The organism is Nonomuraea sp. CA-143628 (genome assembly GCF_050942315.1).
Lineage (GTDB): Bacteria > Actinomycetota > Actinomycetes > Streptosporangiales > Streptosporangiaceae > Nonomuraea.
Window position 1 is genome coordinate 513,420 of sequence record NZ_CP192072.1, and the last position, 25,977, is coordinate 539,396.

General features: G+C 71.0%; 26 protein-coding genes. 15 read left to right on the forward strand and 11 right to left on the reverse strand.

The features are described from left to right. The first annotated feature begins 109 nt into the window (after nucleotides 1–109). Entirely contained in the window at nucleotides 110–763 is a 654-nt protein-coding gene (locus tag ACQP2T_RS02450; protein WP_433514561.1) for a hypothetical protein, read from the forward strand. Nucleotides 764–766: 3 nt separating this feature from the next. Here the strand turns inward: ACQP2T_RS02450 and ACQP2T_RS02455 are convergent, their stop codons facing one another. Then, nucleotides 767–1,729: a GlxA family transcriptional regulator gene (locus ACQP2T_RS02455; protein WP_433514562.1), complete on the reverse strand. Its 963-nt coding sequence runs from the start codon at nucleotides 1,727–1,729 to the stop codon at nucleotides 767–769. Nucleotides 1,730–1,827: 98 nt separating this feature from the next. Between ACQP2T_RS02455 and ACQP2T_RS02460 the strand changes: the two genes are divergently transcribed. Further along, nucleotides 1,828–2,214, forward strand: a complete 387-nt coding sequence (locus ACQP2T_RS02460; protein WP_433514563.1) for a hypothetical protein — start codon at nucleotides 1,828–1,830, stop codon at nucleotides 2,212–2,214. Nucleotides 2,215–2,255: 41 nt separating this feature from the next. Continuing rightward, the gene (locus ACQP2T_RS02465) at nucleotides 2,256–2,687 is read left to right on the forward strand and encodes a nuclear transport factor 2 family protein (RefSeq protein ID WP_433514564.1); all 432 of its coding nucleotides are present in this window, start codon (nucleotides 2,256–2,258) and stop codon (nucleotides 2,685–2,687) included. A gap of 1 nt (nucleotide 2,688) precedes the next feature. Here ACQP2T_RS02465 and ACQP2T_RS02470 read toward each other — a convergent pair whose 3' ends face one another. Continuing rightward, the gene (locus tag ACQP2T_RS02470; protein ID WP_433514565.1) at nucleotides 2,689–3,708 is read right to left on the reverse strand and encodes a LacI family DNA-binding transcriptional regulator; all 1,020 of its coding nucleotides are present in this window, start codon (nucleotides 3,706–3,708) and stop codon (nucleotides 2,689–2,691) included. A gap of 174 nt (nucleotides 3,709–3,882) precedes the next feature. On the opposite strand from ACQP2T_RS02470, the gene ACQP2T_RS02475 reads away from it, so the two are divergent. Beyond that, the gene (locus ACQP2T_RS02475) at nucleotides 3,883–4,392 is read left to right on the forward strand and encodes a SigE family RNA polymerase sigma factor (RefSeq protein WP_433514566.1); all 510 of its coding nucleotides are present in this window, start codon (nucleotides 3,883–3,885) and stop codon (nucleotides 4,390–4,392) included. Next, entirely contained in the window at nucleotides 4,389–5,567 is a 1,179-nt protein-coding gene (locus ACQP2T_RS02480; RefSeq protein ID WP_433514567.1) for a hypothetical protein, read from the forward strand. The genes ACQP2T_RS02475 and ACQP2T_RS02480 overlap by 4 nt, the downstream gene beginning before the upstream one ends. Before the next feature lie 15 nt (nucleotides 5,568–5,582). On the opposite strand, the gene ACQP2T_RS02485 is transcribed toward ACQP2T_RS02480, so the two are convergent. The 5 genes from ACQP2T_RS02485 to ACQP2T_RS02505 all read right to left on the reverse strand — a co-directional run bounded on the left by ACQP2T_RS02485 (nucleotide 5,583) and on the right by ACQP2T_RS02505 (nucleotide 11,082). Continuing rightward, nucleotides 5,583–6,536 (reverse strand): substrate-binding domain-containing protein, encoded by a 954-nt coding sequence (locus tag ACQP2T_RS02485; RefSeq protein ID WP_433514568.1) that lies wholly within the window; start codon nucleotides 6,534–6,536, stop codon nucleotides 5,583–5,585. Between the two features lie 14 nt (nucleotides 6,537–6,550). Continuing rightward, a complete protein-coding gene (locus ACQP2T_RS02490) occupies nucleotides 6,551–7,501 on the reverse strand; it encodes an ABC transporter permease (protein WP_433514569.1) in 951 nt (316 codons plus the stop codon). Next, a complete protein-coding gene (locus ACQP2T_RS02495; RefSeq protein ID WP_433514570.1) occupies nucleotides 7,491–8,987 on the reverse strand; it encodes a sugar ABC transporter ATP-binding protein in 1,497 nt (498 codons plus the stop codon). Before ACQP2T_RS02495 ends, ACQP2T_RS02490 begins: the two co-directional genes overlap by 11 nt. A gap of 97 nt (nucleotides 8,988–9,084) precedes the next feature. Next, complete coding sequence (locus ACQP2T_RS02500) at nucleotides 9,085–10,137, reverse strand: amidohydrolase family protein (RefSeq protein ID WP_433514571.1); 1,053 nt, start codon at nucleotides 10,135–10,137, stop codon at nucleotides 9,085–9,087. Between the two features lie 12 nt (nucleotides 10,138–10,149). Beyond that, complete coding sequence (locus tag ACQP2T_RS02505; RefSeq protein WP_433514572.1) at nucleotides 10,150–11,082, reverse strand: alcohol dehydrogenase catalytic domain-containing protein; 933 nt, start codon at nucleotides 11,080–11,082, stop codon at nucleotides 10,150–10,152. Nucleotides 11,083–11,296: 214 nt separating this feature from the next. Here ACQP2T_RS02505 and ACQP2T_RS02510 point away from each other — a divergent pair, with 214 nt between their 5' ends. Continuing rightward, nucleotides 11,297–12,328, forward strand: coding sequence for a LacI family DNA-binding transcriptional regulator (locus ACQP2T_RS02510; protein ID WP_433514573.1), 1,032 nt, complete (start codon nucleotides 11,297–11,299; stop codon nucleotides 12,326–12,328). On the opposite strand, the gene ACQP2T_RS02515 is transcribed toward ACQP2T_RS02510, so the two are convergent. Next, nucleotides 12,329–13,819, reverse strand: a complete 1,491-nt coding sequence (locus ACQP2T_RS02515) for an alpha-N-arabinofuranosidase (protein WP_433514574.1) — start codon at nucleotides 13,817–13,819, stop codon at nucleotides 12,329–12,331. Between the two features lie 117 nt (nucleotides 13,820–13,936). Here ACQP2T_RS02515 and ACQP2T_RS02520 point away from each other — a divergent pair, with 117 nt between their 5' ends. The 8 genes from ACQP2T_RS02520 (at nucleotide 13,937) to ACQP2T_RS02555 (ending at nucleotide 21,390) form a co-directional block, all read left to right on the forward strand. Then, nucleotides 13,937–15,268, forward strand: coding sequence for an extracellular solute-binding protein (locus ACQP2T_RS02520; protein WP_433514575.1), 1,332 nt, complete (start codon nucleotides 13,937–13,939; stop codon nucleotides 15,266–15,268). Continuing rightward, a complete protein-coding gene (locus ACQP2T_RS02525) occupies nucleotides 15,268–16,188 on the forward strand; it encodes a carbohydrate ABC transporter permease (RefSeq protein ID WP_433519699.1) in 921 nt (306 codons plus the stop codon). Before ACQP2T_RS02520 ends, ACQP2T_RS02525 begins: the two co-directional genes overlap by 1 nt. Next, on the forward strand, nucleotides 16,185–17,018 hold the full coding sequence (locus ACQP2T_RS02530) for a carbohydrate ABC transporter permease (protein WP_433514576.1): 834 nt from the start codon (nucleotides 16,185–16,187) through the stop codon (nucleotides 17,016–17,018). Before ACQP2T_RS02525 ends, ACQP2T_RS02530 begins: the two co-directional genes overlap by 4 nt. Before the next feature lie 227 nt (nucleotides 17,019–17,245). Next, complete coding sequence (locus tag ACQP2T_RS02535) at nucleotides 17,246–18,376, forward strand: sensor histidine kinase (RefSeq protein WP_433514577.1); 1,131 nt, start codon at nucleotides 17,246–17,248, stop codon at nucleotides 18,374–18,376. 4 nt (nucleotides 18,377–18,380) lie between these two features. Then, nucleotides 18,381–19,082, forward strand: coding sequence for a response regulator (locus tag ACQP2T_RS02540; RefSeq protein WP_433514578.1), 702 nt, complete (start codon nucleotides 18,381–18,383; stop codon nucleotides 19,080–19,082). Nucleotides 19,083–19,143: 61 nt separating this feature from the next. After that, on the forward strand, nucleotides 19,144–19,872 hold the full coding sequence (locus ACQP2T_RS02545; protein ID WP_433514579.1) for an ABC transporter ATP-binding protein: 729 nt from the start codon (nucleotides 19,144–19,146) through the stop codon (nucleotides 19,870–19,872). Then, on the forward strand, nucleotides 19,869–20,651 hold the full coding sequence (locus ACQP2T_RS02550; RefSeq protein ID WP_433514580.1) for an ABC transporter permease: 783 nt from the start codon (nucleotides 19,869–19,871) through the stop codon (nucleotides 20,649–20,651). The genes ACQP2T_RS02545 and ACQP2T_RS02550 overlap by 4 nt, the downstream gene beginning before the upstream one ends. A gap of 13 nt (nucleotides 20,652–20,664) precedes the next feature. Then, nucleotides 20,665–21,390 carry an ABC transporter permease gene (locus ACQP2T_RS02555; RefSeq protein WP_433514581.1) on the forward strand — a complete coding sequence of 242 codons (726 nt, stop codon included), beginning with the start codon at nucleotides 20,665–20,667 and terminating at the stop codon, nucleotides 21,388–21,390. A 47-nt stretch (nucleotides 21,391–21,437) separates the two neighbouring features. On the opposite strand, the gene ACQP2T_RS02560 is transcribed toward ACQP2T_RS02555, so the two are convergent. From ACQP2T_RS02560 to ACQP2T_RS02570, 3 genes are read right to left on the reverse strand one after another with little or no spacing between them, the layout of a single operon-like run. Then, nucleotides 21,438–23,738, reverse strand: a complete 2,301-nt coding sequence (locus ACQP2T_RS02560; RefSeq protein ID WP_433514582.1) for a xanthine dehydrogenase family protein molybdopterin-binding subunit — start codon at nucleotides 23,736–23,738, stop codon at nucleotides 21,438–21,440. Then, a complete protein-coding gene (locus ACQP2T_RS02565) occupies nucleotides 23,735–24,721 on the reverse strand; it encodes an FAD binding domain-containing protein (RefSeq protein ID WP_433514583.1) in 987 nt (328 codons plus the stop codon). Before ACQP2T_RS02565 ends, ACQP2T_RS02560 begins: the two co-directional genes overlap by 4 nt. Further along, nucleotides 24,718–25,182 (reverse strand): (2Fe-2S)-binding protein, encoded by a 465-nt coding sequence (locus ACQP2T_RS02570; RefSeq protein WP_433519700.1) that lies wholly within the window; start codon nucleotides 25,180–25,182, stop codon nucleotides 24,718–24,720. Before ACQP2T_RS02570 ends, ACQP2T_RS02565 begins: the two co-directional genes overlap by 4 nt. 108 nt (nucleotides 25,183–25,290) lie before the next feature. Here ACQP2T_RS02570 and ACQP2T_RS02575 point away from each other — a divergent pair, with 108 nt between their 5' ends. Then, entirely contained in the window at nucleotides 25,291–25,959 is a 669-nt protein-coding gene (locus ACQP2T_RS02575) for a TetR/AcrR family transcriptional regulator (RefSeq protein ID WP_433514584.1), read from the forward strand. Nucleotides 25,960–25,977: the final 18 nt, after the last annotated feature.

Consider the following 25,977-nt stretch of genomic DNA (forward strand, 5'->3'; position numbering starts at 1 on the left):
GACCGTAAAGCACGGCCACATTCGGCCGGTGGCGGCGTCATCTGCGCTGATCCTCTTTCGCGGATGATGAGCTGAAGGTCGCAAAGCCGCATGTTGCCCAGGAGCGCCCATGTCCACGATTGAGACGCCGGAATCCCAGCAACGCCCCGCCGAGTCGCCGGTCATCGAAGAGCCGGGCCGCCGCAGGTGGGTGACCGCGGGGATCGGCTCGGCCGTCGCGCTGGTCGCCCTGGCCGCGGCCGGGTACGGCATCTTCCAGACCGTCTCGGCCAAGCCCGCCCAGCCGTACGGCGGGACGCCGCCCTGGTCCGTCCCGGACGACCCGGCCCCCGGGATGAAGGCCGCCGGTCTCACCGCCGGGCCGATGGGCACCTCTGAGCACTACCACGCCCATCTGAGCCTCTTCGTGGACGGCAAGGAGGTGGCGGTCCCGGCCAACATCGGGATCGAGGGGGAGGACATGACCCCCGTACACACCCATGACGGCCGCGGCGTGATCCACGTCGAATCCCGCGCCAAGGGCGAGGTCTACACCCTCGGCCAGATCTTCAAGCAGTGGGGCGTCACCCTCTCGGGGAACCAGATCGGCGCGCTGCGGACCGGCAACGGCAAGGTCCTCACCACCCAGGTCGACGGCAAGCCGTTCACCGGCGACCCGGCGAGCATCGTGATCAAGGCGCACGAGCAGATCTCGCTCGTGTACGGCGTGCCGAACCCGTCCTTCACCCCGCCGACCAGCTTCCAATTCAAGGCGGACGAGTAGTACTCACGCCGATCGCTGCGTCAGCCGGTAGCGCGACGGCGGGATCCCGTAGCGGTCCACGAACGCCTGCCGCAGCGTCTCGGCCGTGCCGAAGCCGCAGCGGGCCGCGACACCGGCCATGGGCAGGGTGGTCGAGGCCAGCAGGTGGGCGGCCGCCTCCGTACGGGCCTGCCGGACGAACCGGCCGGGCGTCTGTCCCAGGTCCTTGATGAACAGCCGGGTCAGGTGACGCTCGCTCACCCCGGCGTCGGCCGCCAGCGTGGCGGTGGTCAGGTCGGCGGCCAGGTGGCTGGTGATGTACTCGGTCACCTGCCTGACCAGCTTGTCCTCGCCCGCCGGCGCGCCGGTGAAGATGCTCATCTGCGCCTGGTTGCCGGGCCGTTGCAGGTAGGTCACCAGAGTGCGGGCGACCTTCCTGGCCAGGGCCGCGCCGTGGTCGTCCTCGATGAAGGCCAGCGTGAGGTCGAGAGCGCTGGTGACGCCGGCCGCCGTGATGACGTTGCCGTCGCGGATGAAGATGGGGTCGGGGTCGAAGGTCACCGAGGGGTGCCGGATGGCGAGGTCGCGCGCCCACTCCCAGTGGGTGGTCACGCGCCGGCCGTCCAGCAGGCCCGTCGCGGCCAGGATGCCGGCTCCCGTGCACACCGACGCGACGCGGCGGCTCTCGCGGGCGAGCCGGCGCAGGTGCGCCAGGATCGGCTGGTTCTCCGCGGCCTCCTGGTGGCCGATGCCGCCGACGACGACGACCGTGTCGAGGGGGCCGGTGACGCGTTCGAGGACTTCCTGGGCCTGCAGCGTCAGCCCGGTGCCGCAGGTGATGGGGTTGCCGCCGAGGGTGGCGAGCCGCACTTCGTAGAGGGCGCGGCGGGCGTGGTGGTTGGCCGTCACCAGGGCGGTGGTGACGCAGGCGATGTCGAGCAACTCCGCCGCCGCGTACCCGATGACGATGATCCGCCGTCTGGTCATGGCCAGACCCTATGTCGGAAGGACCAGGACCCCAAGTTTCCGGACCTGTCGATTTGCCCGCCTTCTGGCGGGGTGACTCGGGGTGGGACAGTCGGCGCATGACACAGAGATCATGGGGCCGATTCGCCTGGCATTACGTGGAGATGGTCATCGCGATGTTCGCCGGGATGCTCGTGCTGGGCTTCCTGTTCGACGCCGTCGGACTCGGGCTGTCGTACGGCCGGGATCCCGAACTGGCCTACCTGCTCATGGCGTTCGAGATGTCCGTCGGCATGGCCGTCTGGATGCGCTTCCGGGGTCACGGATGGGCCGGCACGCTGGAGATGTGCGCCGCCATGTTCGTGCCGGTCGTGCCGTTGTTCCCGCTGTTGTGGCTGGGGGTCGTCGACGGGATGGGGCTGATGATGGTCGCGCACGTGGCGATGTTCCCGCTCATGCTGCTGGTGATGCTGCGCCGGCGCGACGAGTACGCCCACGCGCACTGAACCGGCTGGCGTTTGTAGCAAGCGTTTGGTTGGATCGCCGTATGGACGACCGCGAGATCGCCGACCGCCTCCAGATCGCCGAGGTGCTGGCCCGCTACGCCTACGCCATCGACTCGGGGGACTGGGACCTGCTCGACGAGGTGTTCACCCCTGACGCGCTGATCGACTACCGGACGGCGGGCGGCATCCGCGGCACGCGGGCCGAGGCCAAGATCTGGCTCGCCGACGTCCTGGCCAACTGGCCCGGACGGCTGCACCTGATCGGCGCCACGAGGATCGCCTTCGAGGCCGGTGAGGCCCGCGTGAGCGCGGCGTTCGCCGACACGCTCGCTCCCGCGCGCGAACTGGTCTCCGCCGACAGCAAGGGGCTGATCCAGGGCGGCGGCTGGTATCACCACCGGATGCTGCGCACCGCCGACGGCTGGCGGAGCCGCGAACTCGTCGAAGAGCAGTCCTGGCGCACCATCCAATGAGTCAAGGCTGGTCGATCAGCACGGCGCCGGTGCTGCCGCGCGGAGTCAGCCTGGCCGCCTGGTCCTCGAACGGGGGCACGGTCTCGCCCGCGATCAAGGCCAGCAGCCGCTGGGCGGCGTGCGCTCCGTACGCCGGGATGTCCCGGGTCAGCGCGGTGAGCGGCGGGCGGACCACCTGTGAGAGCGGGGAGTCGTCCCAGGCGACGATCGACAGGTCGCGCGGCACGTCGAGCCGCATCTCCTGGGCGACCGACAGGCCCGCCACCGCCATGATGTCGTTGTCGTAGACGATCGCGGTGGGCCGCGCCGCCGAGCTGAGCAGCCGCCTGGTCGCCCTGGCGCCCTCCTCGCCCGTGTAGTCGGTGTGCACGGTCACGTGCTCGGCCGCGCCGGCGCACGACTCCGCGAACGCCCGATCGCGTACGGCCGTGTGGACCAGGTCGGACAGTCCGGCGACGCGGGCGATGCGGCGGTGCCCGAGCGCGACGAGATAGGCGATGGTCTCGCGGATCGCCTCGCCGTCGTCGGACCAGACCGCCGGCAGCGGGCCCGACTCGGCGGGATGGCCGATCACCACGACCGGCATGCCCAGTCGCTCCATGGCGGGCACCCTGGCGTCGGAGTAACGCAGGTCGACGAGGAAGGCGCCGTCCGTGCGGCTCTCGCCCCACCAGCGCCGGTAGACCTCTATCTCCTGCTCATGGTCGGCGACCACTTGGAGCATCAGGGCGTACGAGTGGTCCGCGAGCTCGCCCTCGATGCCGCTGATGAGCTCCATGAAGAACGGCTCGACGCCCAGGAAGCGCGCGGGACGGCACAGCGCGAGCCCCACGGTGTTGGCCCTGGCGCCGTTCAGCGCGCGGGCGGCGCTGTTGGGGCGCCAGCCGATCTCCTCGGCGATGGCGACGATCCTCGCCCGGGTGGCCTCCGACACCCCCGGCTGACCGTTGAGCGCGTAGGAGACCGCCACCTTGGAGACTCCCGCCCGGCTGGCGATGTCGGCGATCGTCGGTCGCTTCACGAGACCCTCCTGTGAACCGGTTATCTGCCCACACCCTAGGCCACCCACTCCATATGACCAGGGCCACGGTCAACGGCGCTTATCCGGTTCAGTCAGAAATACTTACCCGGCAGAGGCATAGCGAGGCAGGATCCCCGGCGTCTGAGGGCTGATATCAACCCTTTGGAGGTGGTCGTGGACGCTGCGGACGAGCAAGGCTTCCGCGAGTTCGTCTCTGCGCGCTCTCCCGCCCTGATGCGGCTCGGCTTCCTGCTCACCGGTGGTGACCAGCATGGAGCCGAGGACCTGGTCCAGACCGCACTGACGAAGCTGGCGGCGAAATGGCAGCGGGTCGAGGCGCCCGAGGCGTACGCCAGGCAGATCATGTACCGCCAGCAGGTGAGCTGGTGGCGCGCGGCCAACCGGCGCGGCGAGATCGTCCAGGCGGCCCCGCCCGACCTGCCGGGAGCGGACCGCACGCACCAGAGCGAGCTGCGCATGGTGCTGCGCGGCGCTCTGGCCAAGCTCACCCCGAAGCAGCGCACGGTGCTCGTGCTCCGCTACTTCGAAGACCTGCCCGACCACCAGGTCGCCCGCGAGCTGGGGTGCTCGGTCGGCACGGTCAGAAGCACCACGCACCGATCACTTGCCCGGCTGCGGCTGATCGCCCCCGAGCTGGCCATGGAACTGGAGGCCGCGACATGAGCCGACTGCTTCGCGACACCCTGGAGGAGTGGGCCTCGGAGGCGCGGGTCCCGCACGACCTGGCGGACCGGGCGCTACGGAGGCGCGCCTGGCTGCCCATCGGCGCGACGGTGCTGGCCGTTGGGCTGGCGGTGGCCGTCGCCGTGTTCGCCTTCGGCCTGCGGGGCGACAACACGACCGTGCGCCCGGCGACCGACGGCGTGAGTGTCCCGGTCAGGCCGACGGTGACCTCGACCGACGTACGCGGCGACGAGGAGAACGCGCCGCCGCGGAAGCTGGTCGCGGCCGGGAACGTGGCCTTGTCCGCATACTCCGTCACCAAGGTCGAGAAGCTGGAGGGCAACTGGGTGCGGGACCGGCGTACCTGGTCGCTCTACGACCCGCGCGATGACACCTACGAGCAGACCCCCTGGGCCTGGGTGGACGTGGCGCCGGGACTCCAGCTCGCCGCGGTGGTCGAGGGCGACCTGATCGGCAAGAAGGTGGGCATCCTCGACCTGAACACCCGGCAGATCAAGGCCTGGATCGGGCTGGAGCACGCCGTGGGCTCGGTGGTCTGGTCGCCCGACGGAACCAAGGTCCTGGCCACGGCCTACTCCGAGTACCCGGACCGGTGGCAGGTCCTGGGGAAGGATTCCAGGTCGATGCCCGAGTCCACGCGGATCGGCTATTACGTCATCGACGTCGCCACGGGTGAGGCCGATTACCACGAGCTCGGGCCGATGAGCAGGGACGGGAACTCGAACGCGCGTCAGGATCTCGGCTGGAGTCTGGACGGATCGCTGCTCTGGCAGCCCAGTGTCACCGGGACGGGCAAGGTCTTCCTCGACCTCGACGGCGGGCAGCGGGAGGCGCCGGCCGGTGACCACTACATCTACTCCACCGGCAGGTCGAAGGTCTCGCCCGACGGCAAGCTGGTCCTCGGCCGTGACGGCCTGCCGACCCGCATCACCGACCGGTCCGGAGCGGTCGTCGGCAAACAGGAGGTGCTTCAGCTGCTCGCCTGGGCCGACAACGACAACGTGGTCGCGCTCGGTTGCGCGGGGAAGTGCGGGAACGAGTTCGACAACGGTCTGGTGCTGGTCAGCGTCGACGGCTCCCGGATGACCCGGCTCACCGGTAGCCATGACAGGAACAAAGACCGCTGGAACTGGGTCCTCACGCCCAGAAACTAGCCACCTGGACGCCGGTCAGTCGATCTTGAACTCGTCGACGTTCTCCGTGGTCGCGACCTTCACCGGCACGGCCACGGTCTTGTCGATCTTCTCGCCCTTGGCGGCCTTGACCGCGGCGGCCATCGCCTGCTGGCCGAGCAGCGCGGGCTGCTGGGCGACGCTGGCGTTCATCGTGCCCGCCTTGACCGCCTTCAGGCCGTCGGGGGTGCCGTCGAAGCCGACGACCTTGACCTCCTTGCCCGCCTTGGCGCCCAGGGCCTTGATCGCGCCCAGCGCCATCTCGTCGTTCTCGGCGAACACGCCGTTGATGCCGGGGTGCGACTGGAGCAGGTTCGTCATGACGTCGAGGCCCTTGGTCCGGTCGAAGTCGGCCGGCTGCTGGGCCACGACCTGGATGTTCGGGAACGCCTTGATCCCCTCGGTGAAGCCCTTCCCGCGGTCGTCGTGCGCGGAGGTGCCGGGCAGGCCCTGCAGCACGACGACCTGGCCCTTGTGGCCGAGCAGCTCGGCCAGCTCCTGGGCCGCCAGCTTGCCGCCCGTCACGTTGTCGGAGGCCACGGTCTGTGTCACCTCGGCGCCTTTGACGCCGCGGTCGGCCGCGATGACCGGGATGTTGGCGCGTTCCGCCGCCTTGGCCGCGGGCGCCGCCGCGTTGGAGTCGACCGGGTTCAGGATGATCGCCTTCATGGCCTGGCTGGCGAAGTTCTGGACCTGGTTGACCTGCTGGGAGGCGTCATTCTGGGCGTCGGTGACGGTGAGCGTGGCGCCGGTCTTCTGGGCCTCGGCCTGCGCGCCGTCGCGGAGCTGGACGAAGTACGGGTTGTTCAGCGTCGACAAGGTCATGCCGATCTTGATGTTGGCTCCGCCCGGCGAGGCGGAGGTGTTCGAGCCTGACGGGCCGGCGGAGCCACAGGCGGTGAGGCCGAGCGCGAGAGCGGCGCCGGCTATGACGAGCGCGGGAATCCGCATGATCTATCCCTTTCCTATGACATCCCCCTGCGCCGCAGCGTGTCGACGAGGACCGCGAGCGCGATGACCACGCCGATCACGACCTGCTGCCAGAAGGCCGAGACGGAGAGCAGGTTCAGGCCGTTGCGCAGGACGGCCAGGATGAGCGCGCCGACGAACGTGCCGAGCGCTGTGCCCTTGCCGCCGGACAGGCTGGCGCCGCCGATGACCACGGCCGCGATGGCGTCGAGCTCGTAGCCGGCGGCGGCCTGCGGCTGGGCCGAGGCCAGGCGGCTGGCCAGGACGATCCCGGCGACCGCGGCGAACCCGCCGGACAGCGCGTACGTGATGAGCTTCTGCTGGGACACCTTGATGCCCGACAGCCGGGCGGCCTCCTCGTTGCCGCCGATGGCGTACATCGCGCGGCCCACATAGGTCCGGTTGAGGATCACGGCCGCGAGGGCGCCCATGACCAGCATCACGAGGACGGGGACCGGCAGGTAGCCGCCGATGGTGTCGCCCAGATGGGAGACCGCGTCCGGCATCGGGATGGGGCTGCCCTGGGAGATGACGAGGGTCAGGCCGCGGGCGATGCCGAGCATGGCCAGCGTGGCGATGAACGGCGGCAGCTTGCCGTACGCGATGAGAGTGGCGTTGACCAGGCCGCACGCGACGCCGACCGCCAGTGAGATCACGGTGGCCGGCGGCCAGGGCAGGCCCGAGACGCTGGCGGTCCACGCCAGGACGATCGCGGAGAGGGCGGCGACGGAGCCCACCGACAGGTCGATGCCGCCGGTGACGATGACGAACGTCGAGCCGAAGGCGAGGATCGCGGTGACGGCCGCCTGCACGCCCACGTTGAGCAGGTTCGTCACGCTGAGGAAGTCGGACGACAGCAGCGACAGCGCCACGACCAGCACGACGAGCGCCGCGAGCGCGCCGTTCTCGGCCAGCCAGGACCGCCTGAGGAAGACGCTACTGGCCACGGGGACCCGCCACCTCGGCGACCGCCAGCGCCATCACGCCGTCCTGCGTGGCCTCGGCCGCGGACAGCTCGCCGACCAGCCGCCCGCGCGCCATCACCAGGATCCGGTCGCTCATCCCGAGCACCTCGGGCAGGTCGCTGGAGATCATGAGCACCGCGTGTCCCGAAGCGGTGAGCTGGTTGATCAGCTGGTAGATCTCCACCTTCGCGCCCACGTCGATACCGCGGGTCGGCTCGTCGAGGATCAGCACCCCCGCGTCGGCCTCCAGCCACTTGCCGATGACGACCTTCTGCTGGTTGCCGCCGGAGAGCGTGCGTACCTCCTGGGCCAGTCCGGTCATCCGGATGCCGAGCTGTTCCGCGACCGCCGCGGCGGCGCGGCGCTGCCCGCCGCGGTCGACGAATCCGGCGCGGGTGGCCTCGCGCATGGTGACCAGCCCGAGGTTCTCGCCGATGTCCGCGCCCAGGACCAGCCCTTGGCCCTTGCGGTCCTCGGGGACCAGCCCGAGGCCGGCCTCCATGGCCGCGACCACGTTCCCCGGCGCGGGCCGCCGGCCGCGCACGGTGACCTCGCCGGTGTCGTAGCGGTCGGCGCCGAACACCGCCCTCGCGACCTCGGTACGGCCGGCGCCCACCAGCCCCGCCAGGCCGACCACCTCGCCCGCGCGCACCTCGAAGGAGACGTCCTCGAAGACGCCCTTGCGGCCGAGCCCGGTGACCTTGAGCAGCGGATCGCCCGCCTGGCCGCGCTCGCGCGGGAACCGCTGGTCGATCGGGCGGCCCACCATGAGGCGGACCAGCTCGTCCTGGGGCGTGTCGGCGGGCACCTCGCCGACCGAGCGGCCGTCGCGCAGCACGGTCACGCGGTCGCCGATCTCGGCGATCTCCTCCAGGTGGTGGGTGATGAACACGATCGCCACCCCGTCCTCGCGGAGCCGGCGGACGATCGAGAACAGCTTCTCGACCTCGCCGGTGGTGAGCACCGCCGTCGGCTCGTCCATGATCAGGACGCGGGCGTCCAGGGCCAGCGCCTTGGCGATCTCCACCATCTGCATGCGCGCGATGCCCAGCCGGGCGACCGGCGTCCGCGGATCGACGTCCACGCCGACCCGGGCCAGCAACTCCACGGCCCGCTCGTGCATCCTCTTGGTGTCGACGAAGCCGAACCTGCGCGGCGGCCGGCCCAGCGACAGGTTCTCGGCCACGCTGAGCTCAGGGACCAGGTTGAACTCCTGGTAGATGGTGGCGATGCCGAGCCGTTGCGCGTCGCCGGCCGTACGGATGTGCACGACGCGCCCGTCGAGCAGCACGCGGCCCTCGTCCGGGTGGTAGGCGCCGGAGAGCATCTTGATGAGCGTGCTCTTGCCCGCGCCGTTCTCACCGAGCAGGACGTGCACCTCGCCGGCGCGTACGGTCAGGTCGACGCCGTCGAGCGCCAGCACTCCCGGGAAGCGTTTACGCAGGCCCTCGGCCCTGAGAAGCTCCACTCCACGATGGTGTCCGCCACCGCGCCGACCATTCCGCGAACGCGCAGGTAAAAGGCAGGTTTTTACGAGGAAAGTACCCGTCTGGCACGGTGGCCGCTCATGTCAGCCTTGGTACGAGCCGGCGCGTGTTCGCCGAGTAGACCTGTTCGAGTACGTCCGGTGGCAGGTCGAGGCCGGAGATGGTCCAGCGGCCCATCAGCGGCGGATCGTCCAGCGAGTGGGCGAACGCCTCGTCGTCCGTCTCCATGAACCGGAAGTGGATCCGGTAGCTCTCCCGGTCCGGCGGGATCTCGTCGGTGCCGAACAGCACCCGGTCCGGGTGGCGCAGCATCAGCGCCCGCGTCGCCCTGGGCTGGCGGCCCAGCTCGGCGACGCGGGCGGCGATGTCGATGTGGAAGTTCGGGTACGTGTCGAGCAGCCGAGCCGCGAAGCCCAGGTTCTCCGGCCAGCAGCCCGCGTGGACGCCGATCACCGTGGTGGCGGGATGCTTGGCGATCATCGCCTCCATCGCGTCCATCAGCCGCTCGAACGGCGGGAACTCCGGCCCGGAGAAGTTCCAGTCCGGGCGGGCGGTCAGCAGTTCGAGCCGTTCGTTGCGCTCGTCGGCGGGCTCGAAGAAGGCCACCGGGTCGGCGGTGTGCAGCGCGATGGGGATGCCCGCCTCGCCGACGGCCGCCCACAGCGGGTCCAGCCTCGGGTCGTCGAGCATCACCAGCTCGCCGCGGTGGTCGCGGACCCGCAGGCCGACGTCCTTCCAGACCTTCAGCCCCGCCGCGCCCTCGGCCGCCGAGCGGCGTAACTGCGCGGCCAGCCGCTCGCCGAAGCCCGGCTCGGCCGTCTGCGCCCAGTCGACGTGGCAGAAGGTGGCGAACCTGGCGGGGTGGGCCGCGTCGTAGCGCTCGATGTTCGCGGCCAGCTCGGTGCCCCAGCGGCCGTCGAGGTTGACCATGCCGCGCAGGTTGACCTCGTCCATCAGGCCGATCAGGGCCGGTACGTCCTTGACCGTCCAGTCCCCGTCCTCGCTCAGCCACCGGCCCAGGTGAACGTGGGCGTCCACGGCGGGCACACCGGCCCGGTCGACCTCGTGGACCGCGACCCGGAGCTGGGACACCGGTCGATAGCGGGACAACGGCGGATCGTCTGGGCGCATGGTTGCCACCTCTCAGGGGATCAGGAGGGCTTTGACCGGGGTGGTGTGGCCGTTCATCAGGGTCGTGAAGATGTCGGCGCCCTGGTCGAGGGGGTAGGCGTCGGTCCAGCTGAGGTCCCATCCGCCGACCAGGTCGATGGCGGCGGTGAAGTCGGCGCCCGTGTAGGCGAAGGAGCCGAGGACGCGCTTCTCGGTGCGTACGAGGTCGGTGGCGTCGAAGCCGGGGTCGGCGGCGGCCAGGCCGAGCCATACCGTCACGCCGCCGGGGCGCAGGTGGGTGAGGGACTGCTCATGCGTGGCGGCGGCGCCGACGGCGTCGAAGATGACGTCGTACTCGCCGGTCAGCTCGGGGCCGGTGGTGGCGCCGAGCCGCGCGGCGATGGCCAGGCGTTCGGGCGAGCGGTCGGCGACATGGACGGACGCGGCCTTGCCGGCGAGGGCGGTGTGCAGGCAGGTGAGCCCGATGGCGCCGGCGCCGATGACGCCGACGCGCGCCCCGGCGGGGTGGCCGGCCAGGCGCCAGGCGTGCACCGCGTTGGCGGCGGGCTCGACGAGCGCGGCGGCGGTGCGGCCGACGCCGTCAGGCAGGGGGATGACGGCGGCGGTGGGTACCGCGACGCGTTCGGCGAAGCCGCCGGGCCGGTGGATGCCGAGGATCTTCCGGTCGCGGCAGATGTTGGGCTGCCCTTGAGCGCACAGGTCGCACGTGCCGCAGGCCAGGATGGGATTGACGATGACGGCCTGTCCGTCGTCGGTGTGACCGGTGAACTCGTGTCCCATGATGAGGGGCGGTACCCGGAAGCCCGGTGTCCTGACGCCGTGCAACTCGCTGCCGCAGATGCCGGACGCGGCCACGTGGACGAGCACCTCGCCGGCGCCGACCACGGGCTCGGCCACCTCGCGCAGCTCAACGACGCTCGGACCGGTGAACACCAGGGCCTTCACGTGCACCTCTTTCTATTCCGTATTGTGGAATGCCATTCCGAATCAGCGCTAGCAGACCATTTCCAGGAAGGGGGTGTCAAGTGCCGGACGACTCGGGGCCCGCTCCAGCAGCGGCCATCCGGTGCCGCGCCCCCGTTCGCGCGTCCACACTGCGGTCAGCGATCCACACCTGCGCGACCTGCCTGTTAGCGTTATCGCGGAGGTGGTGATCCGCATGGCTGGGGGATCGGACGGCAAACCGCGCACCAGGCCCGCCGTGCTCGGCGATGTGGCCGCGCTGGCCGGCGTCTCGGCGATGACGGTCTCGCGGGTGCTCAACGCGCCCGACCGGGTCCGCGCCGAGACCAGGGAGCGCGTGCTGGCCGCCGTGCGCGAGCTGGACTACTGGCCCAACTCGGCTGCTCGCCAGCTGGTCACGGGCCGCTCGGGCGTGCTCGGCGTGGTCAGCATCGACACCACCCTGTACGGTCCGGCCTCGACCCTCTACTGCATCGAGCAGGCGGCCCGGCTGAGCGGCTACACCGTGAGCATCGCCAGCCTGAGCCTGCTCAACCGCAAGTCGATCGAGGAGGGCGTGCACCGCCTCCGGTCCCAGTCCGTCGACGGCGTGGTCATCGTCGCGCCCCACGAGTCGGCGGTCGACGGCCTGCGTTACCTGCCGCCCGACCTGCCGGTGGTCGCCGTCGACGCGGGCAAGGAGGTCCCGGTGCCGGTGGTCATGGTCGACCAGCGGGCGGGCGCCGCGCGGGCGACCCGCCACCTGCTGAGCCTCGGCCACGAGACGGTCTGGCACCTGAGCGGGCCGGTCGACTGGATCGACGCCAGCGGCCGGATCGAGGGCTGGCGAGGAGCCCTGGAGGCCGAGGGCCGGCCGGTGCCCGAGCTGTTACGCGGCGACTGGAGCTCGCGCTCGGGCTACCAGCACGGCCGGTGGCTGGCCGCCGACCCGTCGGTCACGGCCGTCTTCGCGGGCAACGACCAGATGGCGCTGGGCGTCCTCAGGGCGATGCGCGAGGCCGGGCGCCGGGTGCCGGAGGAGGTGAGCGTGGTCGGCTTCGACGACATCCCCGAAGCGGCCTACTTCTGGCCCCCGCTGACCACGGTCCGGCAGGACTTCGGCGAGGTCGGTCGCAACGCCTTCCACCTGCTGCTCGACCAGATGGCCGGCACGAAGCGGGAGACCCAGCGGCTGGTGGAGCCCGAGCTCGTGGTCAGAGAGAGCACGGGCGCCAGCCGTACGAGGTGATCAGCCGAGGCGGATCACGTTCCAGGACACAGGAGGCAGCAGCACGCGCAGGGGATCGTGCTGGACGTCCGGGTTGGTCCGAGGAGCGACCGTGTCCGGCGCCTCGGCCGTGTTGCGCGCGTAGACGTCGGGGCCCGACAGCGTGGTGGCCTCGACGACGCGGACGTCGCCCAGCGACCGCGCGTCGATCTCCAGGGAGAGCGGCTCGTCGGTCGAGCGGTTGACGGCGAAGATCACGGTCTCGTCGCCGGAGTGCGTGGCGACGGCGTGCAGCAGCGGCACCTCCCCATACTCCTTGGTGTCGTGGCTCGGGGAGGTCGCCTCGACGCGGAGCACGTCGCCGGCGGCCAGGCGGGACGCCTGCGCGAAGGGGTGGAAGGTGGTCTGCTTCCACGCCGATCCACCGGGTGAGGTCATGATCGGCGCGATCACGTTGACCAGCTGGGCCAGCGAGGCGGAGGTCACCCGGTCGCTGTTGCGCAGCAGGGTGATCAGCAGGCCGCCGAAGGCCACCGCGTCCGCCAGGTGGTAGTGGTCCTCCAGCAGCGGGGGCGCGACCGGCCAGTCACGCGGGGGCTCGGCGGCCTGGAAGCGGGACAGGTACCAGACGTTCCACTCGTCGAACGAGAGGTTGATCTTCTTGCGCGACTTCAGCCGGGCTCCGACGCTGTCGGCGGTGGACACGACCGACTGGATGAAGTACTCCATGTCGGTCGAGCAGGCCAGGAAGCTCGCCAGATCGCCGTCCTTCTCCTCGTAGTAGGCGTGGCAGGAGACGTAGTCGACCACGTCATAGGTCTCCTCCAGCACCGTGGCCTCCCACGCGCCGAAGGTCGGCATCGACGAGGCCGAGCTGCCGCAGGCGACCAGCTCCAGGTCGCCGTCCACCATGCGCATGGCGCGGGCGGTCTCGGCGGCCAGCCGGCCGTACTCGCGGGCGGTCTTGTGGCCGGTCTGCCACGTGCCGTCCATCTCGTTGCCCAGGCACCACATGTGGATGCCGTGCGGCTCCTTGGCGCCGTTGGCGATCCGCAGGTCCGACAGTGTGGTGCCGGACGGGTGGTTGCAGTATTCGAGCAGGTCAAGGGCCTCGGCGATGCCGCGCGTGCCGAGGTTGAGCGCCATCATCGGCTCCACCCCGGCCTTGCGGCACCAACGGACGAACTCATCCACCCCGACCTCGTTGGTCTCGGTGCTGTGCCAGGCCAGGTCGAGCCGCCGGGGCCGCTCGGCGACCGGCCCGATGCCGTCCTCCCAGCGGTAGCCGGAGACGAAGTTGCCGCCCGGATAGCGGACCGTGGACACGCCCAGCTCGCGGGTCAGGTCGAGCACGTCCCGGCGGAAGCCGTCCTCGTCGGCCGTCGGGTGGCCCGGCTCGTAGATGCCGGTGTAGACGCACCGGCCCAGGTGCTCGACGAACGTGCCGAAGGTGCGGCGGCGTACCGGGGCAACGCGGAAGGCGGGGTCGATCGTGAGATGTGCTTCGTGCACTGTGCAGACTCCTCGAAAGTGATGCCTAGATTGTTAGCGCTCTCATAGGTCCGGTCAAGGCTCTTGACAGCTCACGTGTTACCGCAAACACTCGGGTAACCCGAAAAGAGGCCGCTCATGGAAGGTCCCTCGTCCGTCTCCCGCCGCCACCTCCTCGGTGGCGGCCTCGCTCTTCTCGGTGCCGGCGCGGCCGGCTGCGCCATCCCCGTCGGCCTGGGCTCGGCCCAGCGGCGGGTCCGCTACTGGCACTTCCTCGGCGCGAGCGACGGCATCATCATGAACCGGATGGTCGGCGCGTTCGCCAAGGCCAATCCCGACGTCTTCGTCGAGGAGAACGTGCTCGCGTGGGGCGAGCCGTACTACACGAAGGTCGCGATGGCCGGAGCGGGCGGGCGCTCGCCCGACCTGGCCACGTTCCACCTGGCCCGCCTGTCCGGGATCGGCGCCGGCCGGATACTCGACCCGATCGACGTCGACCTGCTCGCCAAGAACGGCCTGCGGGCCGCCGACTTCAGCCCGCCCATCTGGGAACGCGCCCACGTCAACGGCGAGCTGTACGCCGTGCCGTTCGACGCCCATCCCATGGTCCAGTACTACAACACCGACCTCTCCCGCCGGGCCGGCCTGCTCGGCGACGACGGCAAGCTGAAGCCGACCACCGGGACCGACGAACTGCTGGCCATGCTGCGCAAGGCCAAGGACGCACTCGGCGGCAAGCCGCCGCTCGTCTTCGACGCGCTCGGCCTCGGCACGGTGGGCCCGTGGCGGGTGTGGGAGTCGCTGTACGCGCAGAGCGGCGGCACGCTGGTGTCGGACGACGGCACCCGGATCACCCTCGACGACACCAAGGCGCTGGCCGCGCTGCGGTTCATGCGCCAACTCGGCCAGGAGGGGCTCTGCAACCCCGAGACCGACTACGGCGCGTCCGTGGCCGCCTTCACCAACGGCCTGGCGGCCTTCCTGTGGAACGGCGACTGGGAGACGACCGGGCTGAAGGAACGCAAGACGCCGTTCAGCATGGCCCGCTTCCCGAGCGTCTTCGGCAGCGGCGCGGCCCAGGCAGACTGCCACTCGTTCGTGCTGCCGCACCAGCGCAGCCGGGACCCGGAGACCGAGGCGGCGACCTACCGGTTCATCGCCTACCTGGTCAAGCACAGTGCCGACTGGGCGGTGGCCGGGCACGTGCCCGCCTACCTGCCCGCGCTTGAGGAGCCCGCCTACCTGGCGCTGCAGCCGCAGTCGGAGTACCGCTCGGTGATCACCGAGGTGGCCCTGGACCCGAAGGTGTGGTTCGCCGGATCCGCCTCACGGTTGTGGATCGAGTTCGGTGGCGCGTTCTCGCCGGTCATCAGCGGGGCGCGGACGCCCGAGCAGGGCCTGGAGACGGCCAAGCAGGCGCTGCGCCGGCTCATGTCAGCCCCCAACCCCTTCCCCGCCAAGGAGGGATGATGGCCACCACCGTCGCCGCCCCCGCCGCCACCGCTCCCGCCGCCCACGTCCAGGTACGGCGCCGCTGGACCCAGCACGGACTGCTGTTCGTCGCGCCCTTCCTGGTGATCTATGCCGCCTTCCTGGTGTGGCCGACCCTGCTCGGCCTGCGGATGAGCCTGTCGAGTGTCAACATCGCGGGCGGCAACAACGAATTCGTCGGGTTCGCCAACTACGCCGAGGCGTTCGCCGACCCCAGGATGTGGCACTCGCTGTGGAACACCGTGGTGTTCACCGTGCTGAGCACGATCCCGCTGGTGCTGCTCGGCCTGGGATTCGCCCTGCTGGTGCACAACCTGCGCTTCCTGCAGTGGCTGTGGCGGCTGTCGTTCTTCGGGCCGTTCCTGCTGCCGTCGGCCGTGGTCGCGGTGCTCTGGCTGCAGATGATCTACCCGCCCGAGTACGGCCTGCTCAACGGCACCCTGGGCACCGACGTCCTCTGGCTGGGCGACCCGAGCGTGGCGATGTGGTCGATGGTGCTGACCACCGTCTGGTGGACGGTCGGCTTCAACTTCCTGCTCTACCTCGCCGCCCTGCAGTCGATCCCCCAGCACCTGTACGACGCCGCCGCGATCGACGGCGCGACGGCCTGGACCAAGCTGCGCTCGATCACGTTGCCGCTGCTCGGCCGGACGACCGGGCTCATCGTGATCCTGCAGCTCCTCGCGTCGCTGAAGGTCTTCGACCAGATCTACCTGATGACGAACGGCGGCCCCGAGGAGGCCACCCGGCCGATCATCGAGTACGCCTACGAGGTCGGCTTCTCCGGCTACCGCATCGGCTACGCGTCGGCCATCACCTACATCCTCTTCGTCCTGATCGTCATCGTGTCGCTGGGCCAGCTCCGGCTGCTCCGCAAGCGCGAGGAGGCCCTGTCATGACCAAGCGGTTCAGCCCCTCCCAGATCATCCTGCTGGTGGTCGCGGCGGCGCTCGCCATCGTCTGGCTCGCACCCCTCGCCTGGGCCCTCGCCACCTCGCTGAAGCCCGAGAGCGAGACCACCAAGCTGCCGCTCCAGTGGTTCGGCAGCGAGCTCACCCTGGACGCCTACCGGCTGGTGCTGGCGACCGGCGGCATCGTCAAGTGGGCGATCAACTCGACGGTCACCGCGGTCGTCGTCACCTTCATGACCGTGCTGTTCTCGGCGATGGCCGCGTACGGCTTCGCGCGCACGCAGTTCCGCGGCCAGCGGGTGCTCCTGGCGGTCATCCTGGCCGGGATCATGGTGCCGCCGCAGGTGCTCATGGCGCCGTTGTTCGCCGAGATGGTCTCGCTCGGGCTGGTCGACACCTGGTGGTCGATCATCCTGCCGCAGGTGGCGGCGCCGCTGATCGTGTACATCCTCTACAAGTTCTTCCAGGACGTGCCGCTTGAGCTGGAGCAGGCGGCCTTCGTGGACGGGGCCGGGCGCTGGCGGGTGTTCTTCACCATCGTCCTGCCGCTGTCGCGCCCGGTGCTCGCGGCCGTGTCGATCTTCACGTTCATCACGACGTGGAACAACTTCCTCTGGCCGTTCCTGGTCTCGACGGACCCCAACACGATGACGCTCCCGGTCGGGCTGGCGAACGTCGTGCAGGGCACGTTCGGGCTCCGGTACGCGCAGATCATGGCCAGTGTGGTGCTCGCCGGGCTGCCGCTGCTGGTGGTCTTCGTCCTCTTCCAGCGCCAGATCATCAGAGGAGTCGCCCACACCGGCCTGGCCGGTCAGTGACTTCCATTCCCTCCGGGGCAGCTTCCTCGGCTCCCCGGAGGGGGCGTCTCCTCGACGGGACCTCGGCCGCGATCGGTCGGTTTCTTTCGTTCCCTCGGAGGGGGTACCTCCCCGAAGGGACCCCGGCCACGACCGGCCGGCCTCTTTCGCTCTCCCGGAGGGGGTATCCCCTCCAAGGGACCCAGCCACGACGGACCGTCGCTCACACGCCGGGCTAGGGTGAGCGGATGGTCGACCGCTCGTCCCCGTCTCGGCGACGGTGGGGCTCCGCCGGGCTGGACGCCAGTGCGGCGATGGTGTGCGTCCTGGCGTTCTGGCTGCCCTTGACCGGCCGGTTCGGGCCGTCCGCGTCGGGCGGGCTGGTCGCGTTGCTGATCGGCGGCATGCTGCTGCGCTCGTCCTGGCCGTTCGTCGCGTTCGGCGTCGTCACCGCGGTCACCCTCGCCGGTCTCGCCGTGGAGGCGTCCGGCGATCCGTTCCTCGGCGCGGCGTGGACGCTCTATCCCGTGGCGGTGACGCGGGGCACGCCCAGATCGCTGTCCGTCGTGAAGGCGTCGATCGGCCTCGGCGTCGTGGCGATCGCCCTGTTGGGCACCGCGCAGGGCGGGCTGCGGTATCCGCTGCTGAGCCTGCTCGCGCTGGGCGGGGCCTGGGTGCTGGGCGGTACGACGCGCCGGGCGAAGCTGGAGGCCGAGCACGCGGCGCGGGCCGAACGGCAGGCGGCGGTGGTGGCCGAGCGGCTGCGCGTGGTACGCGAACTGCACGACGTCGTCTCACACTCGCTGGGCACGATCGCGGTGACCGCAGGGGTCGCGACACGAGTGAGCGCCGACGACCCGGGCCGGATGCGGGAGCGGCTGGAGCAGATAGAGGTGGTCAGCCGCGACGCGCTGGATGAGTTGCGTACCACGCTGGCGGCCGTCCGCGTCGGCGAGGAGGGCGCCGAGCGTCATCCCCAGCCGGGTGCCGGGGGCCTGCCCGCCCTGGCCGAGCGCGCCAGGGGCGGCGGCATCGCGGTGAGCATGACGGTGACGGATGCCGACGCCCTGCCGCCGGGTATCGGCCTGGCCGTGTACCGCGTCGTGCAGGAAGGGCTGACGAACGCGGTCCGGCACGCGCCCGGGACGCGTTGCGCCGTGACCGTCCGCGGCCTTGGTGACGAGGTCGTGGTCACCGTCGCGGATGACGGCGGGGAGCCGCGGACGCCACCGGAGGAGCACGGCTACGGACTGATCGGCCTGCGGGAGCGGGTCGAACTGCTCGGCGGCCGCTTCGCCGCCGGGCCGTGCCCGGGCGGCGGGTTCGAGCTGCGCGCGAGCATCCCGGTGACGGCGGCTGCGGCGGTGGCGGATGGGTGAGCGTTTGGGTGAGCGTTCCACCGGGCGGGTGAGTGAGCGGGCGGACGGGCGGATCGGGGTGCTGATCGCCGAGGACGAGGATCTGCTGCGGGCCTCGCTGCGCGAACTCGTGGACAGCGACCCGGGGCTGATCACCGCCGGTGAGGCGCGTGACGGGCGGGAGGCGGTCGAGGCGGCGGGGCGGCTCCTGCCCGGCGTCGTCCTCATGGACATCCGCATGCCGGTCATGGACGGTCTGGCGGCGACGCGCGTGATCTGCGAGAGGCACCCGGCGGCCAAGGTCGTCATCCTGACGACGTTCGACCTCGACGAGTACGTCTACGAGGCGCTGCGCGCGGGCGCCTCCGGCTTCCTGTTGAAGAACGCCGCGCCGGAGGACATTCTCCGGGCGATCCGGACCGTCCATGACGGCAACGCCATGCTCGCCCCCGAGGTGACCAGGCGCATGATCGCGCAGTACGCCCTGGGCAGGAACCGCCCGCGGCCGGGCCCCTCCCCGTTCGCAGCGCTGACCGAGCGGGAGCGGGACGTCGTGGCGGCCATCGTCCAGGGCATGTCCAACGAGGAGATCGCGGCCGCGCTCTTCCTCAGCCGGGCCACGGTCAAGACCTACCTGAGCCGGCTGTTCCTCAAGCTCGGCGTCAGGGACCGAACCCAGCTCGTCATCCTCGCCTACGACTCCGGCTACGTGGAGAGCCTCGGCTGACGGCCGGATGTCAACCTTTGGCCGATGCGTCAGGCGCGGTCCGCTTGGAACCCTGGGCGCCATGATCGAGATCGTTGGCCTCACCAAACGCCACGGGGCGCGACTGGCCGTGGACGACGCCGGTTTCACCGCCGCCCCGGGCCGCGTGACCGGGTTCCTCGGCCCGAACGGCGCCGGGAAGTCGTCCACGTTGCGCATCCTGCTCGGCCTGGACCGCGCCGACTCGGGCACCGCGCTGATCGGCGGCCGGCCGTACCAGAAGCTCCACAACCCGCTGCGCACGGTCGGGTCGCTGCTTGAGGGGAGCGGCGCGCATCGGTCCAGGACCGCTCGGGCTCACCTGTCGTGGGTGGCCCGCAGCAACGGGATCTCGAAGGCGCGGGTGCGCGAGGTGCTGGCGGAGACCGGGCTGGCGGACGTCGCCGGCAAGCGGGTCGGCACGTTCTCACTCGGCATGGGGCAGCGGCTCGGTGTGGCCGCGGCGCTGCTCGGCGAGCCGGAGGTGCTGGTCTTCGACGAGCCGGTCAACGGCCTCGACCCGGACGGCATCCGCTGGATCAGGCGGCTGCTGAAGGAGTACGCGAAGGCCGGGCGTACTGTGCTCGTCTCCAGCCACCTGATGAGCGAGATGGCGGAGACCGCCGACGATCTGGTGGTGATCAGCGCGGGCAGGATCGTCGCCCAGGGCCCGCTCGCCGAGGTCACCACCGGGTACGCCTCACTGGAGGAGGCGTTCTTCGCCTTGACCGATCCGGCCCACCCTTCCCGTGACGTCCGGAGCAGGCCGTGACCCTGGGCAACGCCATCGCCGCCGAGCTCAGGAAGCTGCTCACCCTGCCCTCGGCCCTGTTCGCACTCGCGCTCGGCGCGCTGTCCACACTCGGCTTCGCCGCCATGGCCGCCAATTCCCTGCGAGATCAGCTCGACCGCGGTGAGTCCGCCTACACCACCACGATGGAGGTCGGCTTCGACCTCATCCCGATGGGCGCCATCGGCACGATCGTGCTCGGCGTCGTCATCATCAGCAGTGAGTACGCCGCCAACCGCAAGGACGCCGGCGGCGGCAGGCAGATCCTGGCCAGCCTCACGTGCGTCCCAAGGCGCGGCGTACTGCTCGCGGCGAAGACGATCGTGCTGATCCTCGTCTCCGGCGGGCTCGCGGTCGTCACGATCCCCGCCACGATCGCGCTGTCGCAGCTCCTGCTCGGCGCGCACGGCAACGCACCGGGCGCGGTGGTGGCGGCGCTCGGCTGGCGGACCGCGGGTGGCGTCGCGTACTGGGTGCTCATATCGGTGATCGCCTTCGCCGTCACGGTGCTGACCCGCAGCGGCGTCGTGCCGCTGATCGCGTTCATCGCCAACCTCACGCTGGTGTCGGTCACCTTCATGCTGACCAAGCTGACCCCGCTGGCGAACTACCTGCCCGACGTGGCCGGCGCGGGGATGATCGGGGTGTTCCAGCGTACGGAAGGGATGCTCGATCCGCTGCCCGGCGGACTCGTCATGACCGCCTGGGCCGCCGGGCTGCTGGCCATCGCCGCGCGCGTGTTCGCCCGGCGGGACGGTTGAGGAGATGGCCGTCATGACCAACGACCTCCGGAACGTCGTCGCGGCGGAGCTGATCAAGCTCCGCACCCTGCCCGCGACGCTGATCACCATCGCCGTGACCGTGGCCGGCGCGACCACGCTCGCCGTCGCCTTCGCCACTGGACGGCAACAGCTCGGCGGCTCGGCCTCCGCCGCCGAGGCCGCACTGCGTGTCGTGGAGTACGGGCAGATCGGGTTCATCCTGCTCGGCATCCTGGCCGTCGCCACCGAGTACGGCGGCAGCCAGATCCGCGCCACCTTGACCGCGGCCCCAGGCCGTACGCTGCTCATGGCCGGGAAGGCGGCCGCTTACGTGCTGATCGCGGCCCCGACCGCGCTGCTGACCCTCGCTCTGTCGCTGCTGGCGGCCCGGCTCGCACCGGGCATGAGCTGGACCGGCGAGCACGTCGGCGCCCTGGCCGGCGCGGGCGCCTACCTCGTGCTGATCGGCCTGCTCGGCTACGCGGTCGCCGCCCTCGTCCGCGACCTGATCGGGGCTCTGGTCGCCACGCTGGCACTCGTACTCGTCCTGCCGCCGGTCCTGGCGGGCGTGACCACGCTCACGCGCTATCTGCCCAGCCACGCCGGGACGCGCATGTACGAGCTCGCGCCCGCGCTGCCGGAGGACCTCACCCCTGCTCAGGGAGCGGTCACCCTCGCCGCGTGGCTGGTGCTCGCCCTCGCCACCGGCGTGGCCCTTTTCGCGAAGAGGGACGCGTGAAGCTTTCGCGAAGAGGGGCGCGTGACGCGATGGTGGGCCGCCGGTGGTCAGAGCAGTTTGTCGAGCGTGATCGGCAGATCGCGGACGCGCTTGCCGGTGGCGTGGTGGACGGCGCTGGCGATGGCCCCGGCGACGCCCGTGATGCTCACCTCGCCGATGCCGATCAGGCCCAAAGGCATGGTCGGGTCCGGCTCGTCCAGGTAGACGATGTCGATCGGCGGGATGTCGGCGTGCACCGGGATGTGGTAGTCGCCCAGACCCGGGTTCATGACGCGCCCGTTGCGCGGGTCGACGAGCGTCTCCTCCGACAGCGCCATGCCGATCCCCATCACGATGCCGCCCCGGAGCTGGCTGGCCGCCGTCTTCGCGTTGATCACCCGGCCGACGTCGAACACGCCGAGCCAGCGTGACACCCGCACTTCGCCGGTGTCCTGATGGACGCGTACCTCGCAGAACTGGGCGCCGGACGCGGCCTTGACCCAGCGCCGCCGGTCGTTGAGGAACTTCGCCATGAACCTGATCTGCCCGGCCACCGCGCCGAGGCCCGATTCGGCGCCGATCGCCGCCTCGACGGACGGCCGGCCCGCCCTGGACAGGATGACCTCGTAGCTCTCGCCGGCCTCCGGCCGGTCGCGCCGGTAGAGCCCGCCGTCCCTGGCCTCGACCCCGGCGAGCCGCTGCCCGCGCAACGGCGAGTCGCCGGAGCGCCGGGCCAGGGCCAGCACCGACCCCTTCAGCTTCTCGCAGGCCGACAGCAGGCTGGCCGCGACGCTCGCGGTCTGCGCGGAGCCGCCCGCCATGGGCCCGGTCGGCAGGTCTGTATCGCCGTACTCCACCCGAACCGCCTCGAACGGCACGCCCAGCTCGTCGGCGGCGATCTGCGCCTGCGCGGTCGCGCCGCCCATGCCCATCTCGTGGAAGCCGCAACGCACCACGACCGTCCCATCAGCCGAGAGCCGCACGGTGACGTTGGCCGTGAACTGCACCGACGGGTGGAAGGCCGTGGCCACCCCCATACCGACGAGCCACCTGCCGTCGCGCATCGAGCCGGGCTCCGGCGTGCGCTCGGCCCAGCCGAACCGCTCGGCGCCCAGCGCGTACGCCTCGCGCAGCTTCCGATGCGCGAAGGGCTTGCCGTCGAGCGGGTCGCGCTCCGGCTCGTTGCGCATCCGCAGTTCGATCGGGTCGACGCCGAGCTCGCCGGCCAGCTCGTCGATCGCCGCCTCCAGCGCGAACGTGCCGATGGACTCGCCGGGCGCGCGCATGAAGGTGTTGGGGATCAGGTCCATCTCGACGAGCTTCTGATCAACGAGGATGTTCTCGGCGTCGTAGAGGTGCCGGGACGCCCCGGTCACCTGCTCGGGACCGCCGCCCACCTTCCCGGATCTGGTGACGCTGGTGTGGATCAGCGCGGTCAGCCTGCCGTCCTGGCCGGCGCCGAGCGCGACGCGCTGGGTCGAGGGGGTGCGCCCGCCGACCGTGCGGTAGACGCCCTCCCTGGTCAGCATCATCCGCACCGCTCTGCCGGTCGCCCGGGCGGCCAGCGCGGTCAGGATCGTGCCCGGCCAGACCGAGCCCTTGCCGCCGAAGCCGCCGCCGACGTAGGGGGCGGTCATGCGTACGTTCCGCTCGGGGATGCCGAACCTGACCGCGAGGTGCTTGCGCATCCAGGAGATGGCCTGGCTGCCCTCGTGAACGGTCAGCCGGTCGCCGTCCCAGACGGCCGTGGTCGCGTGCGGCTCGATCGCGTTGTGGTTGTGGGGCGGGGTGGTGAAGCGCAGGTCCACCGACACCGGGGCCACCGCCAGGGCCGCCTCCGCGTCGCCCTTCTTGCCGCTGCCCGAGCCCAGCAGGCTGTTCTGCTGCGGCTTGGCGTTCGCCTCCTCCGCGGCGAAGTCCACCGCGGCAGGGAACTCCTGGTAGGTCACCTCGACCAGGCTCGCGCCGTGCCGCGCCGCCTCCAGACTCTCCGCGACGACGACCGCCACCGGCTGACCGTTCCAGTGCACTTCGTCGGTGTTGAGGTAGTTGACCGACGTCGCGGAGACCATCGTGCTCAGGTCGAGCATGCTCCGCGCGGGCGCCGGCTTCAGCACGGGCGCGTTCAGATGGGTGAGCACCGACAGGACGCCCGCCACCGCCTCGGCCGCCTTGACGTCGATGCCGGTGATCCGGCCGCGCGCGACCGTCGCGTGCACCAGGGCGGCGTAGGCGAGGTCCGGGTACGGGAACTCGGCCGCGAACCGGGCCTCGCCCGTCGTCTTCTCCGGGCCGTCGACCCGGTCGATGCCCCGGCCCACGGCCCGCTCGCGCGGCGGGCTCTGCGTCTCGGTGGTGGTGGTGGTCATGCCAGGCTCCCGTCGCTGAGCCGCCGCAGCGTCGCCACGATCGTCCGTTGGGCCAGCTCGATCTTGAAGGTGTTGTCCGGCCGGCCGACCGCCGGCTCCAGCTCCGCCTCGGCCGCCCGGCGGAACGACTCCTCCGTGGCCGGGGCGCCGAGCAGGGCCGCCTCGGCCTGGTGGGCCCGCCACGGCTTGGCCGCCACGCCGCCGAGCGCCAGCCGTACCTCCGACACGACCCCGTCCGTGACCTCCAGCGCCGCGGCTACCGACACCAGGGCGAACGCGTACGAGGCCCGGTCGCGCACCTTGCGATAGCAGGAGGGCGCCGTCAGCGCCGGCACCTCGACCGCGGTGATCAGCTCGTCGGGCTCCAGGGTCGTCTCCAGGTGCGGTGTGCCGCCGGGCAGCCGGTGGAAGTCGGCCAGCGGCACGCGACGCAGGCCGCGTACGCTCTCCACCTCCACGGTGGCGTCGAGCGCGGCGAGCGCGACGCACATGTCCGAGGGGTGCGTGGCGATGCAGTCGTCGCTCGTGCCGAGGATCGCGTGGTTGCGGTTGAAGCCGCCGATCGCGTCGCAGCCGCTGCCGGGCGCGCGCTTGTTGCAGGCCGACGCGCCGTCGTAGAAGTAGGGGCACCGGGTGCGCTGCAGCAGGTTGCCGCCCACCGTGGCCATGTTGCGCAGCTGCGCCGACGCGCCCGCGAGCAGCGCCTGCGACAGCATCGGATAGCGGGTCCTGATCAGCCGGTGGGCGGCCAGGTGGCTGTTGCGCACCAGCGCCCCGACGCGCACGCCGCCGCCGGGCAGCTCCTCGATCTCGGTCAGCGGCAGCCGGGTGATGTCGACCACCGTGTCGGGCCGCTCGATGTCCTCGCGCATCAGGTCGACGAGGTTCGTCCCGCCGCCGAGGAACTTCGCGTTGGGCTCCGTCGAGATCGCGCGGACGGCCGTGGCCACGTCGGGCGCGCTGACGTACGCGAACGGCTTCATCGCGCGACCTCCTTGATGGCGTCGACGATCCCGTTGTACGCGCCGCAGCGGCACAGGTTGCCGCTCATGCGCTCCCTGATCTCGGCCTCCGACAGCCCGGTGGCGCCGGGCTCGGTGACCGCGCTGGGCATCCCCGCCCCGTGCTCGGCCAGCATGCCGATCGCCGAGCAGATCTGGCCGGAGGTGCAGTAACCGCACTGGAAGCCATCGTGCTCGATGAACGCCCGCTGGATCGGGTGCGTGATCCCCTCGATGGTGGTGATGTCGCGGTCCTCGTACTGCACCGCGAGGGCCAGGCAGGAGTTGATCCGCTCGCCGTCGACCAGCACCGTGCAGGCGCCGCAGGCGCCCTGGTCGCAGCCCTTCTTCGTGCCGGTCAGGCCGAGGCGCTCGCGGAGCGCGTCGAGCAGGCTGACCCATGGTTCGAGTTCGAGCGAACGGGTTACGCCGTTCACTCGCATACGCAGCGTGACCACATTGCCCTCCGAATGAATGCGCGTCAGTTGAGGGCGACGTTAACAGGACGGTGTAATCTTAACAAGAGGACGGTGTTTCCTTATCTTGCTCGTATGCTTGGCTCAACCATGACGCGGTCGGCGTTTCTCCGGGCCAGACGTCCGGAGCACAAGCAGCAGCGGCGCGAGGAGATCCTCGCCGCCGCTCGTCGGCTTGCCACCGAATCAGGGGTCCGCAACGTCAGCTTGGGCGGGGTCGCGTCGGCGGTCGGCCTGGCGAAGTCCAACGTGGTGCGATATTTCGGGACCCGGGAGGAGATCTACCTCGAACTCACCGTCGAGGAGTGGCACGGCTGGTCGGACGAGGTCGCCGCCCGGCTCGCCACGGCCGCCGGTCCGGACGACGTGATCGCCGCGCTGGTCGACACGCTGGCCGACCGGACGCTCTTCTGCGACCTGCTGGGCCATGTCTCGATCACGCTGGAGCACAACATCTCGGTCCCGGCGGCCCGTGCCTTCAAGCGCGCCGTGCATGGCGCGATCGACGACCTGGGAGCGCGCGTCGCCCTGGCCTACCCCGGCCTGACCACTGGTGAGGGGATCGAGCTGGCCGGGGCGGCCGCCGCGCTGGCGGGCACGCTCTTCCCGATGTCGAACCCGCCGCCCGCCCTGCGGGAGCTCTACGCCCAGGACCCCGACATCGCCGCCCGTTGCCTGCCGTTCCGGCCGACGATGAAACGCATGCTCGCCGCGCTCGCCGCCGGACTGCCCACACAGCGCTGACCCACACAGCGCTGACCC